This is a genomic window from Fibrobacterota bacterium (assembly GCA_019509785.1).
In the GTDB taxonomy this organism is placed as follows: Bacteria; Fibrobacterota; Fibrobacteria; order UBA11236; family UBA11236; genus Chersky-265.
In genome coordinates this window covers 14,182-26,336 of the sequence record JAEKLQ010000026.1, presented here as the reverse complement: position 1 = coordinate 26,336, position 12,155 = coordinate 14,182, and the positions used below count along the sequence as shown (strand labels likewise).

11 protein-coding genes are annotated in these 12,155 nt (G+C 63.9%); 8 read left to right on the top strand and 3 right to left on the bottom strand.

Annotation, left to right across the window (positions count from 1 at the left end; translation table 11 throughout):
- Positions 1-5 precede the first annotated feature (5 nt).
- Complete coding sequence (locus JF616_05290) at positions 6-1,316, top strand: hypothetical protein (protein MBW8887157.1); 1,311 nt, start codon at positions 6-8, stop codon at positions 1,314-1,316.
- 45 nt (positions 1,317-1,361) lie between these two features.
- Here the strand turns inward: JF616_05290 and JF616_05285 are convergent, their stop codons facing one another.
- A complete protein-coding gene (locus JF616_05285) occupies positions 1,362-1,838 on the bottom strand; it encodes a hypothetical protein (protein MBW8887156.1) in 477 nt (158 codons plus the stop codon).
- Positions 1,839-2,131: 293 nt separating this feature from the next.
- Here JF616_05285 and JF616_05280 point away from each other — a divergent pair, with 293 nt between their 5' ends.
- The 4 genes from JF616_05280 to JF616_05265 all read left to right on the top strand — a co-directional run bounded on the left by JF616_05280 (position 2,132) and on the right by JF616_05265 (position 6,351).
- Positions 2,132-4,303, top strand: coding sequence for a PEGA domain-containing protein (locus JF616_05280; GenBank protein MBW8887155.1), 2,172 nt, complete (start codon positions 2,132-2,134; stop codon positions 4,301-4,303).
- Positions 4,304-4,395: 92 nt separating this feature from the next.
- Positions 4,396-5,289 (top strand): hypothetical protein, encoded by an 894-nt coding sequence (locus tag JF616_05275; protein MBW8887154.1) that lies wholly within the window; start codon positions 4,396-4,398, stop codon positions 5,287-5,289.
- The gene (locus JF616_05270; protein MBW8887153.1) at positions 5,279-5,629 is read left to right on the top strand and encodes a hypothetical protein; all 351 of its coding nucleotides are present in this window, start codon (positions 5,279-5,281) and stop codon (positions 5,627-5,629) included. Before JF616_05275 ends, JF616_05270 begins: the two co-directional genes overlap by 11 nt.
- Entirely contained in the window at positions 5,626-6,351 is a 726-nt protein-coding gene (locus JF616_05265; protein ID MBW8887152.1) for a hypothetical protein, read from the top strand. The genes JF616_05270 and JF616_05265 overlap by 4 nt, the downstream gene beginning before the upstream one ends.
- 2 nt (positions 6,352-6,353) lie before the next feature.
- Here the strand turns inward: JF616_05265 and JF616_05260 are convergent, their stop codons facing one another.
- Positions 6,354-7,469 carry a glycosyltransferase family 4 protein gene (locus JF616_05260; protein ID MBW8887151.1) on the bottom strand — a complete coding sequence of 372 codons (1,116 nt, stop codon included), beginning with the start codon at positions 7,467-7,469 and terminating at the stop codon, positions 6,354-6,356.
- A gap of 88 nt (positions 7,470-7,557) precedes the next feature.
- On the opposite strand from JF616_05260, the gene JF616_05255 reads away from it, so the two are divergent.
- From JF616_05255 to queG, 3 genes are all read left to right on the top strand, one after another.
- Positions 7,558-8,769 (top strand): amidohydrolase family protein, encoded by a 1,212-nt coding sequence (locus JF616_05255; protein ID MBW8887150.1) that lies wholly within the window; start codon positions 7,558-7,560, stop codon positions 8,767-8,769.
- Between the two features lie 124 nt (positions 8,770-8,893).
- On the top strand, positions 8,894-10,147 hold the full coding sequence (locus JF616_05250; protein ID MBW8887149.1) for an asparagine synthetase B: 1,254 nt from the start codon (positions 8,894-8,896) through the stop codon (positions 10,145-10,147).
- The gene (gene queG / locus JF616_05245) at positions 10,144-11,277 is read left to right on the top strand and encodes a tRNA epoxyqueuosine(34) reductase QueG (protein MBW8887148.1); all 1,134 of its coding nucleotides are present in this window, start codon (positions 10,144-10,146) and stop codon (positions 11,275-11,277) included. Before JF616_05250 ends, queG begins: the two co-directional genes overlap by 4 nt.
- Here queG and JF616_05240 read toward each other — a convergent pair.
- Entirely contained in the window at positions 11,269-12,120 is an 852-nt protein-coding gene (locus tag JF616_05240) for a TonB C-terminal domain-containing protein (protein ID MBW8887147.1), read from the bottom strand. The two genes, queG and JF616_05240, sit on opposite strands and share 9 nt — an antisense overlap.
- Between the last annotated feature and the right edge of the window lie 35 nt (positions 12,121-12,155).

Sequence of the window (12,155 nt, the reverse complement as noted above, 5' to 3'; positions counted from 1 at the left end):
CTCCTATGTCGCGAGGAAACCCGCTCCTGTTGCTGGCCTGGCTACCCATGATGCTGGCGCCGGGCTCGAATGCCTTGGCGGCGGATGGGAACGGCCCGGAGCTATCTTCCGGGGTGAACCTCACGGCGGACGAAGGCTTCGGGGCCCGTCAATCCGGGATGGCGGTCACCTTCCCCGCCTTCCAACGCGATGCCGACGCGGTCGTCAACGCTCCGGCGGCCATGAACGATGTGGAGGATTTCACCTTCTCCACGGCGCATGCGGAAAAGTTCGGCCGCGCCCAGTTCGACGACTTCGCCTTCATCCTGCCCTTCGAGGCCAACGCCACCCTGGGGCTCGGCCTTTCCAGGTTCGGCGTAAGCGATATCGAGCTGCGCCCGGAAGGGACCGATCCCCTGGCATCCGAGCCGCAAGGCCTGTTCTCCGTCGCCGATTACGTGGTGACGGGATCCTTCGCCCGGCGCCTGGGGGATCTCGACATCGGATTCGGACTTGATCTGCTTTACCGACACCTGGATCAGGACGGCGTGGGCCTCCGCGCCGACGGCATGGCCCAATACACCTGGGACGACCGTTTCCGCCTGGCGGCGCTGGTCAAGGGTCTGGTACCCTCCAGCGCGCATTGGGAATCGGGTTACACCGAGTACGAAACCCCCGATCTGTACATAGGCGGCTCCGGACGATTCCCGGCGCCTTACTTCTACGGAACGCTGGAGGCCTCTATCCAATCCGAAGGTCTCTTTTCCGATCATGGCAAGTCCCAACTCGATCTGAACGGCGGGAACTTACGGACCGATCCCGCGGCCCTGCTCGCCGCCACCCATGTGGGGCTCGAATTCCTCTTCGACTTCGGCATGGCCGTTAGGATGGGTCTCACCGAACTCGCGCCCCATTCGGTCGCCACCACGGCCACCTTCGGGATCGGCTACACGTGGAAGCACATCCTCGGCATCGATTACAGCTTTACCCCCCATCCGGACCTTCTCTCCACGCACCGGATCTCGTTGCAGTTGACCCCCGCGTTCCCCAAGCTCGACGGCCGCGGTTATCGTCCCCGGCGGGCGACCGCTGTAGGAGCGGATCAGCCGAACGGTTCCACCCTGCCGCCGGAAGAAGGGGAAATCGAGGAGCCTTCGGGAGGCATCCCGGCCCCGAAAAACCCGGCCGCGCCCACGGCAGCGCCTAGCGCACCCGCCCCTGCGAAGGAATCGCCTACCGCAGCGCCGGTCCCGGCAAAGGCTTCGGATAAGCCCGCCCCGCCCGCAAAGCCGGTCCCCGCCCAGAACGGCGAGATCCTGGACAATAACGAGAATTAAAATCCCTATCGCAGGCGCGACCTAGATAGGTAAGGCCAGGAAGGCTTAAGCCAATGCGGCCAGGTAGCTTTCCCGATCGGGAAGGATGCGCATAACCCGATCCAAGTCCATCATTTGCAGGCTTTCCAAGGTGTCCGCATCCCGGGTGACGATGAAGGTCGGCTTCCCCACGATGGACAAGGTTTGCATGGTCTTGACAAGGAGGTTGATCAGGCTGCTGTTCAGGAAAGAGGCGCTCTCGAAAGCGAAGGCGATGGAATCGGCGTTATCCGCCAGGGCTCCATCGATTTGCCCGCGCAGATCCTCCAATTGCCCAAGCTTACGGAGGGGTCCTTGGATGATGAAGTGTACATGGCCCCGGATGCAGGTGCGGAATACCGCTGCTTCCGACGGATCTTCGGTGCGAAAGGAGGTATGGCAAATCGGGCATGCGTCAGCGCCGGTCAAGGAACCGGTGTAGACCTTTCCGCAGCTAGAGCATTTCCTGAATCGAACGGTCGGGAAATCGCCTTCATCGCGCATGCATGGACTCTCCTCGTCTGGGCGATTATAGCCTTCACGAGGCGGGGAAAGCCGCCTCTGCCCCCTCGGATTCGGGCCTTCCCTGAAACCAGCCTAACGACCCTTTAAAACAAGCCAAATAGCCATAAAACTCACGATCGCCCCACCCTTCCTACTCTTTTTTTGTACTTTTCCGAGGAGCTTTTTTCGAGACAATCCCAAACCAGGGAATGGGCGAGCACGCCCGATAAGACCGGGGTTGCCGGGAGGTAATTATCAAGTTCGATATCCGCTCCGTTGGAATTTTCGATGTGGTGTCCGCACGCCTGGCCGATGGAGAGGTATTCGATTCGGCGAAACTGAAGAACACCGTTCGCTTCCTCATCGAGAACGACATGCGCAATGTCGTGATCGATCTAGGGAACCTCGAGTATCTCTATAGCGATACCATCAACGCATTCATCGCCTCCAATCGCCACATGCTGGAGGTCTCGGGCCGCATCGCCATCCTCACCGAGCACCCGAAGGTGCAGGATATCCTGAAGCGCGCTGGCCTGGATAACATCATGCGCATCTACCGTTCCGAAGCGGAGATGATCGCCGACTCCAAAGAGATCCTGCGCCAAACGTCCAGCTACCGGATCGAGGAACTGCAGAAGATTTCCAATCAACCGGCGGAAGCGCCGCCGATCCCCAAAACCGAGTTCGACGAGTTCAAGGCCGAAATGGGGCAGCGCCTGGGCTCCAAGCTGGACAACAACGAGCTTCCGCAATATCAATTGGGGTTGAACGCCAACACGCCGGCGCCTTCCTTCCAGGCCCCTACGCCTCCCGCCGAAAACGGGTATCCGACCTTCAATCCGCCGCAGGGTGGATTCGCGCCCACCCAATTGCCCGAGTCCCCGGCGCCGATTTTCCCCCAACCCGCTCCCGCCTACAACTACAACGCGAATGGTCTGGGATTGGGGAACGGATCGCAGGGCTATCAGAATCCCACCTCAGCGCAAGGCTTCGGCCAACCCCAGGCGAATTTCGATTTCCCCACCGTGCAATTGCCCGTCGGCCAATTCGGAAACCTGTCCCAACCCCAGGCTTCCGCCCAGCCGCCCGCGACCGATGCCAACACGCCGGCATCGCCTGCGCAGGGCCACTCCTACGATTCCGATGCGGACATGCCGGATCCGCGCCAGCGTAAGCCCTCCCAAGAGCGCATGCGCAGCCCCAATGCCCGCAAGCAGCCGGGCCGGCGCGTAGGCGGCCGCGAATTCGGAGGTCAGGATGAGGAGTCCATTCCCGCCTATGCCGAGGAGCAACGAGCCCCCGAACCGCCCAGGGAAGAAAAATATTCCAGCTACGGGGATCTCCCGCCGGCGCGGCAGAACAACCTGGTCGAGGAGGCGCGTTTCCCGGCCAAGTTGATCATCTTCGTACTCCTGGTTGGAGTCGCCATCGGAGCGTTCTTCTTCTTCTCGAAGAAAAGCCCGCCGCCCGAAATCCCATCGGCCATCGAAACTCCCGCGACGCCTACGGGACCGGCCGCTCCCGCCTCCCCTTCCGCGACCGCACCTGCCGCCCAGCCTGGGCCGGCCTCCCCGGCGCAGACAGCGCCTTCTACTCCCGCCAATCCCCAAGCTACCGGACCCGCGGCGCAACCGACGCCCGCCCATCCGACCGCCACTACTCCTCCCGCATCGGCCCCGGCGACACCTCCGGCCGCGGTTCCGGCTAAGCCGGCTCCCGCGAAGGCCCTGGTCGAAACGCCGAGACCCGCCCCCCACAAGGCCCCTGCGACTCATGTCGCCAAGACGCGGCCGCGCGTGGAGCGGCCCGCTCCGGCCCCCGCGCCGTCCGAAGAACCGAGCGCCCCCAAGGCGGGGATGCTGCATATCACGAGCGAGCCCGAAGGCGCCGAAGTGCTGGTGAATTTCTCCAAGAAGGGCGTGACCCCCCTGGACGTTAGCCTCAGCAACAATTCCAACAAGATCATCGTGCGCATGGCCGGATACAAACGCTTCGAGACCACGCTTCCGAAGAACAGCACGGAACATGATCTGCAAGTGGCTTTGGATAAGGAAGGCGGCAATGATGAGCCGGTGGCCAAGGCTCCGGCCCCCAAGGCCGCCGCGCCCGAGCCCGAAGAGCGTAAGCCGGAACCGAAACCCGCTCCCAAGTACGATGAACCCGAAGATCTGCCCGTCGCCAAGCAGGCTCCGGCGCGTGAGCCGGAAGACGAGCCGAAGCCCAAGGCCGCGGCCTCCTCTCCCGCTCCGGGCGACGGACCCATCGGCGTGATCTTCCTTTCCAGCAGCCCGGCCCGCGCGGATATCATCATCGACGGGAAGAATTCCGGCAAGAAGACTCCCGCCAAGCTGGAGTTGCCCTCGGGCACCCATCGCATCGAGATGAATAAAGGCGGCCAGAAGTCTTCCGTCGATCAGGTCGTAAACGAAGGCAAGAACAAGGCCTTGCATCTGATTTTGCAATAAGCGTGAAGCTTTCCCACCGGGATTTCCGGCCGGCGCGACGTTCGAAATACGTCGCGCGGCTTCCCAAACGGCGGCCTACCCTCCGGATCATAATGCTGGGCCTGCTCGCCCTGGTGGTCTACCTCAAGTTCGATTCCGTCGCGCGCCTCCCTTTTTGGAAAACCTTCCGGCACCCGGGAGAGTGGATATCGACCCGGATGCGCCAACGTACACCGGCTTCCGCCCCTTCCCCCGTCGACCTGGATTGGGCGCATGATTCCTCCCATGTGAATGCGGTTTGCCCCGTTGCGCCATCCCAATGCCTGGGAACGGGCTTCCCCCTGGGTCCGGAGCCGGCGGGGCAGGTGCGCGAAATCCTAGGGAAGGCCGAAGCGCAATGGCAAGCGCGGGCGGGAACGGGCTTCGCCGCGGGCTTCGCGCGCAGCCAGGATCTCGCTTCGTCGGAACCGCGTTGGGAATTGGAGCGTTTGGAATTGCGGGGAGAGGCGAAGCCGATGGTCCTGGAAAAGGATCCTTCCCGGGGCGGAGCGGCGTTCTGCGTCAATGGGCGATGCCTCGACGATATCCACCCGCATCCGCCTATCGCCAGCTTCCGTTCGATGCGGGTGAAGAATCTGCCCACCCCCTCGTTCGACCCCGGTTTTCCCGCCGGCGCTTCGCCGGAAGCCCTCTTCTCGGCCGCGAACGGAACCGGCGTGCTACCTGTTTTGCCGGGAAGGATAGTCGCGGTTCCCGCCGAGGGCGATACCGCCGGATGGCTGAAACTGCATCATGGCCGGAACCTTTTCAGCTACTACCGCGGCTTCGCGCGCATGGGAACGTCCGTGCGTCCGGGCGCGATGCTGGAGCCGGGCGACACCTTGGGATGGATCGGCGGCGATTCCGCGGCCGTAGAGCTTCGTATCGAGTCGGGCGGCATGGCCCTCGACCCCTTGGCTTTCCTTGGGCTTCCCGCCCGCGCGGAGGAAAACGTGCATGGGCGATGAACGTTTGCGCGAGGCCCATCTGGCCATGTTCCGGGACGGGGCGGAAACCTTTTCTCCAGCGGGCCTGGAATACATCCAACGTTTGCTTCAGCGGATCGCCTTCCAGGGCAAGGGCTACCGCGACTTGCGCGCGATGGAAGCGTGCGATGCCTTCCGTACCGCCACGGCCGCCGACTTCGGGCCTTTTTTGGCCGAAACCTTGGATGGGTTCGGGATCCGGACCGGCGCCGATCTCGGCAGGGCCATATTCCTCTTGGCCGCGCAAGGCTGCCTGACGCTTCGCGAAGGGGAGAGCTTGGAAGAATACGCGGCCTGCGGGGACTTAGGAGGGCGGAAATGATCCGGCGCGCGCTTTACCTGTCCGCAATCGTGCTGGCCGCCTGCTCGGTGGATCCCGGATCCGATCGCCCGGGCACGCTGGCCGAAGGCATCGCCATCGATTCGGTCCGTTTCCTGCCCATCGGCAGCCGTTTCGTACTGAGGGATTCGGCCTCGCCCATCGCCTTCCTGGGGTATCATGCCGGTTACGTATGCTCCCGCTTCCTCCGGCTGGGCCTGGCGGATGCCCCTGCGGGGGTAACGCCGGCGTACCGGCCGGAAACGCAGGTGCGATTCCCGGCCTCGGACGAATGCGCCCTGGACAGCGGCGGCCGCGACACCACCGTAGCCCACGTCTTTTCCGGAGAAGCCCTGATCCGTCTCGCCAACCCGCTGGGCCAGGTTACCGATTCCGCCCTGCCTATACCGGGGAAGATGGGATTCGATTCCATCCGGGGCTTCCCGGATTCAACCGGAGCGCTCTCGATCGGGAACGTCACCTTCCGTGATTCTACCGCGTCCGGCATCAAGGAAGTACGCATCGATTCCCTCCCCCAATGCCGCTTCCTGAATTCCGCGGATTGGGAAAAATCCAAGGGCGACACGGTGATGATCCGGTTCAGTTGGGTGGACCTGGATCCCGCCGCCGTGGCGGATGCCTGCCAGGGCCCGCTCCATTCGGACAGTTCCGTGGTGGGTCCGCATCGAACCTTGCGGATGGCCGTTCCCATTACCGCGAAATAGCGCTAGGGATCCAGCAGCGGTAGCAAAGTCGAACGCAGGGCCCCTTCCAGATCGTATTCCAGCATACGCGGGAAGCCCGCCGCCAACGCCGCGCGCAATCGTTCCCGTTCCGCCGCGTCCTTCCAAACGGTTTCCATGGCGCGGGAGAGCGCCTGAGGATCGCGGCAGTCCACGGCCAGGGCGAGCCCGCGCGCGAATTCGTCTTGCGCGCTTTCCCCATGATAGATAGCAGGCTTGCCGAAACCCAAGGCTTCGAACAAGGGCAGGCCCCAGCCTTCGTACAATGAACTCGACACGTAGGCGGTGCACTCGGCGAGATGCGCCGAGCGATCCGCTTCCGACAGATACCCCGTGAAATGGACGCGTCCCTGGAGGCCATGGGCCGATACGGCAGCCTCGGCTTCGGCCTGGCCCCAAGCGGGATGCCCGGCGATGAAGAGCGGTGGCGCTTCCGGCCGGCGCGTAAGCAAAGCCGCGTATGCGGCGATGAGTCCCGGATAATTCTTGCGGGGCTCCACGTTCCCGAGGGAAAGGAAGTATTCCCCGGAAGGATGATGTCCCCCGGGGGCCGATGCGCCGATTCGACCGCTCCGCTCCCCGGCGAGATCCGGCGGGCGGATAGGTAGTACCACATCGATTCGATCCTCCGGATATCCGAGCAGCGCTTGCAGGCGGTTCCGGGTGAAGGCGGAAATCGCCAGGAGGCGCTCCGCATGCGGAGCGCGGCTCCGCAACCAGCGACGGTTGTAGGCGTCATGGGAGGAAGTCGGCCAGCCGAGATCTTCCAGCGGGCCGGCATCGGGTATGGCGAGAGCGTAGCGCGCCTTGGGCCGGAAACGCGGAAGGGTTTGCCCCAGGCAGAGGACCGCGGCCGGTCGGTAGCGCAGAAGCAGAAGGGGAAAGACGGTTTCGGCCCATATCCGCCAGGGCCGGGGATCCACCTCCAGGGTGCGGCAGTGCGGGCCGGGTCGATAGCTTCCGCCTTTAGGGAGGAGAACGAGGATATCGGCCCGGTCCGCGAGCCCGCCCAGGCCGTCGACGAACAGGCGCGTCATGGCCCCGAGGCCCGAATCGTTCCGGGCCGCCAGGGCTTCCACCAATAACAGGGGTTTCGCCATCGCTTAAAGCCCGACGGCAACGCTGCCGCCGCGGGATCCATCCCGTCGCCGGTGCTTAGGATACTATAATTCCGACGGGAATCGAAGCTTGATCTACCGCGCTCGCTATGTGGTCACCATGGATGGGCCTCCCCTCGAAGGAGGTTGCGTGCGCGTGCAAGGCGATCGCATCGTCCAGGTCGGGGCCTTGGACGACATGGACCTGCGGCGCGATACCATCCGCGACATCCCCGACGCCGTGATCCTGCCGGGCCTCATCAATGCCCATTGCCATCTGGAGCTGGGAATGGCCCGCGGCATGCTGCCCCGCGGCGAGGCCTTTCCCATGTGGGTCTCGCGCTTGCGCAAGTCCCTGGATGGCGCAGGCCCAGAAGCTTATGCCCAGGCCGTCCGCCTGGGGGCGCTGGAATGCCTGAAACACGGAACCACCACCATCGTGGACGTCGGCAATACCGGCGCGGCCCTCTCCGAACTGGCCGCCCTTCCCTTACGCGCCTATGCCTATCTCGAAGTGATCGGCCTCGATCCCTCCCTGGCAGCCGCCCGCTTGGCCGAGGCCGAATCGCGGCTGGCCGCCGCGCCCGCGCCCAGCGAGCGCTTTCGCCCGGGCATCACCTGCCATGCGCCCTACTCCTGCTCCCCCGAACTTTTGCTCGCGGCGGAGCAAGCCACCCGCCGCGGCCCCTTTACCTTGCACGTCGCCGAGAGCGCCGAAGAATCCGCCATGTTCCGCGAAGGGCGCGGGGCGCTCTTCGAATTCTGCCGCCGCATCTATCCCGCCTGGAAGCCCGCCCCCGGCGAAAGCCCCATCGGTTTCCTCGGCCGCCGAGGGCTCATCCCCCGGGGATCGCTTTTCGCCCACTGCAACCAGGCCGACGCCGCGGACATCGGTATCTTGGCGGATACGGTAACCTCGGTGGTACATTGCCCGCGGAGCCGGGCCTTTTTCGGCCACGGCGGCTTCCCCTACGCGGCCTACCGGGCGGCCGGGATCAACTTGTGCCTAGGGACCGACAGCCTGGCTTCCAACGAAGGCTTGAGCTTGTTCGACGAAATGGCCGAATTCCGGCGCGGGAACCCGGACGTTCCCGGCCGCGACATCCTGGCGATGGCGACCTTGAACGGCTCCCGGGCCTTAGGCCGCGTCGAGGACCTGGGGAGGTTGGCCCCGGGCTGCAAAGCGGATCTGATCGCCGTGGCCATGCGCCCCCGCCCGGAGGCGGACTTGTACGAAGAATTGGTGTCGGAAGCCCGCGACGTCCTGCTTTCGGTGGTCGACGGCGAAGAGGTGTTCGCATGATTTCGGTTCCGTCCGGGCGGAACATTGCGCCCGCGAATCGAGTATCTTAAGCCCCATGCATTTACGGTCCATGGTATTCCGGCCCGTCCTATCCGGCGCTGCTCTCCGCCGCGCGGCCCATCGGATTCGCCGCGCCGCCTTTCTGGCGCTCGCCTTCGCCGTCGGCGCCAATGCCGATCATCTCCTCATCCCCATGGACCTGACCCAAACCGATCACTTGAAGGCCTACGGCATCGCCTACCTGTCGGTGGCCGCGGGACATCCGGTGGAATGGTTGCTCAACTACCGGGGCGGAAGCTTTATGCTGGAAGACGTGGGCTCCCTCAAACGCGAGGCGGCCAAGCGCGGCGTGCTTTTCGAATCCGTTCCGGACGGGGATCTCGATCGGATCTACGCCGAGATCGAAGCGGGGAACATGGACAAGGTGCAGCTGGAGAAGGCCCCGCGCATCGCCGTCTATACCCCGCTCACCAAGCAACCTTGGGACGACGCGGTGACCTTGGCCATGGCCTACGCAGAGATCCCATATACCAAGATCTACGACCGCGAGATCATCGAAGGCAAACTCTCGCAATACGATTGGCTGCATCTGCATCACGAGGACTTCACCGGGCAGTACTCCAAGTTCTACGCCTCCTTCGGAACGGCGCCGTGGTACGTGAACCAGGTGGCGGCCAATGAAAAGCTGGCCGTCGAGCTCGGCTTTAAGAACAACGTCATGCTCAAGAAGGCGGTGGCGCTGGCCATCCGCAATTACGTGGAGAAGGGGGGATTCCTGTTCGCCATGTGCCTGGCCACCAGCACCTTGGATATGGCCCTGGCCGCCGCCAAGACGGACGCGGCCGACGCGGTCTTCGACGGCACGCCCCCCAGCCCCAATCTGAATAAGGAATTGGATTACAACCTGTCCCTGGCCTTCACCGGATTCGATTTCGACACCGATCCCATGTCCCCTTCCCATGGCGATCTGGACTACAACCAAGTCAACCGCGGCAGCCTGAAGCGCCGGCCCGCCAACGATTTCGTCCTGTTCGATTTCTCGCCCAAGTACGATCCCGTGCCCGCCATGCTCTGCCAGAACCACACCGATCTGGTGAAGGGATTCTTCGGGCTGACGACCTCCTATCCATCCGCCCTGGTCAAGAAATCCGTTACCGTGCTGGCCAAGGCCGATGGGCAGGATGCCGTGCGTTACCTGCATGGGAACATCGGCCAGGGACAGTTCACCTACTACGGCGGCCACGACCCGGAGGATTATTCCCATGCGGTGGGCGATCCGCCCACCGACCTTTCCCTGCACAAGAACTCGCCCGGCTACCGCCTCATCCTCAATAACGTCCTGTATCCAGCGGCGCGGCAGAAGAAGCGCAAGACATGACCGGCGCGGTCGCGCCCGCCCCTGGAGGATCCGGCGCCGAAGCAGCCTGCATGGCCTCCTTGCGCCGTTTTTTCGCATCCGAGCCGCGCGTACTTGAGTGGGGCATCGCGCCGGCGCGCCCCACGCCGCAATCCGATCTCCTGCGCGCCTGGGTCCAAGAAGGACGCCATGCCGGCATGGGTTACATGGCGACCCGTCTCGCGGAACGCGCCGATCCCAAAGCCTTCCATGCCTGGGCCGAATCCGCGGTGGTCTTCGCCATCCCCTATGCCCGGCCCCTCTCCCCGCAAGCGAAGGGCTATCGCGTGGCCGCCTACGCGCAAGGTCCCGATTATCATCAGGTCGCGCGCGCCATCCTCGCGGCCGCCGAGGCCCATCTGCGCGCCGAACCCGCCACGTCCGGGACGCGCTTCTACGGCTTCATCGACACGGCCCCGGTCTTCGAGCGGGATCTGGCGTCCGAAGCCGGCTTGGGCTGGCGCGCCAAGAATTGCTGCACCCTCAATCGCCAGGCCGGGTCGGCCTTCCATCTCGCGGGCTTCTTCGTGGACGTCGGCTTGCCGGCATCGGCCCCGGTCGAGGACTTCTGCGGCGGCTGTACCCGTTGCCTGGAGGCCTGCCCGACGGGTGCCTTCGTGGCGCCGGGCAAGCTGGATGCCAACAAGTGCATTTCCTATTGGACCATCGAGGACAAGGGCGAATTGCCGGATGGGTTAAGCCGTGATTTCGGTGGCTGGATATTCGGCTGCGACGTTTGCCAGGAAGTTTGCCCCTGGAACCGCAAGCACTTGGCGCCGCCGGAGGCTTCCCTCCCGGAAACATTCCCCGCCGACGGTCCGGCCTGGTCCGCGCTTCTGCGCAAAGGCGGAGGCTTTCAATCCCGCTTCCGGGGATCCCCGCTTACCCGCGCGGGCCGCCGCTCCTTGCTGCGCAACCTGGCCGCCGCCGCCCGTAACCTGGGTGATACGTCCATGGCGGAACCCTTGAAAGCCTTGCTACCGGAAGAAGTTGATCCGGGCGTGAGGAAGGAGATCGAGAAAGCCATCACCGCTTTGGCGGGGGACCTTCGCGCCGAGGGCCCTCATCACGGTGGGACGCGTTCCGCGGATACGGAACCCTCGTCAGGGTGAAACGCGGTCCGCGGGCGACCGCGCATCGCCTCCGGGTTGCGGTGCGTCGCCGCCATCATCGCGGGCCTCCAGGCGTTTCCGCGGCGAGGGCTTTCCCAAAGAGATGAACTCGTACTGCACTTCGAGGGATTCATCCCGGATCTGAGGCGGGAATGCCGGCAGGCGCTTGATGCGCTTGAAGGTAAGTTGGGCCAGGGTGTTGAACGCGCTGGAAGGGCTTTTTTCGCTCCAAGCCACCCCGAGGATCTTCCCGTCCCGCCCGACCTTGATCTTGGCCACCGCGCGATAAGGCCGTTCCTTTTCGAATTGCTTCGGTAATACCCAGTATCCTTCCACGGTTTGCCGCACGCGCATGGCCCACATCCGTAGCGAGGTCTTCCGGAGATTGTCGCCGGACGCTTGCACCTCATCCCCCGCAGGCTCGGGTTCGGCTTTGGCCAGTCCGGCCGGGCCCCCCAGGGGTCGCCCATCCTCGTCATAGTCCTTGCGTTCGAGTTGGATGCCGTCCCGGAACAAGGCCTGGCTTTTGATTTTCCCATTGGGATACCAATAGGTCAGGGTACTTTCGGGCTTACCGCGATATTCAAATCCCTCGTACCAGATTTCGCCCTGCGGGTACCATGCCGTGAATTTGCCTTCACGGAATCCTTCCCGATTAAACCCCGAATATTTCATCTTCCCGTCGGGATACCACCAGGTCTCGGCGCCATCCTTGCGGCCTTGTTTGTCCACGGCGATGGAATATTGGCGGTGCTTGGGACCGTAGAAACCCTCATCCACCTTGGTGGATGAGCAGGCGACAAGCGCCAGGGCGAAAGCCAAGGAGAGGGAAAGACGTTGCATTGCCTCTAAATGTACCGGGAATTTCCCTTGGAAAC

Bases quoted from the DNA above. Each gene is read 5' to 3' on its own strand.
- JF616_05290 (MBW8887157.1), top strand. From the start codon at position 6: ATGTCGCGAGGAAACCCGCTCCTGTTGCTGGCCTGGCTACCCATGATG.
- JF616_05285 (MBW8887156.1), bottom strand. From the start codon at position 1,838: ATGCGCGATGAAGGCGATTTCCCGACCGTTCGATTCAGGAAATGCTCT.
- JF616_05275 (MBW8887154.1), top strand. From the start codon at position 4,396: ATGCTGGGCCTGCTCGCCCTGGTGGTCTACCTCAAGTTCGATTCCGTC.
- JF616_05270 (MBW8887153.1), top strand. From the start codon at position 5,279: ATGGGCGATGAACGTTTGCGCGAGGCCCATCTGGCCATGTTCCGGGAC.
- JF616_05265 (MBW8887152.1), top strand. From the start codon at position 5,626: ATGATCCGGCGCGCGCTTTACCTGTCCGCAATCGTGCTGGCCGCCTGC.
- JF616_05260 (MBW8887151.1), bottom strand. From the start codon at position 7,469: ATGGCGAAACCCCTGTTATTGGTGGAAGCCCTGGCGGCCCGGAACGAT.
- queG (MBW8887148.1), top strand. From the start codon at position 10,144: ATGACCGGCGCGGTCGCGCCCGCCCCTGGAGGATCCGGCGCCGAAGCA.
- JF616_05240 (MBW8887147.1), bottom strand. From the start codon at position 12,120: ATGCAACGTCTTTCCCTCTCCTTGGCTTTCGCCCTGGCGCTTGTCGCC.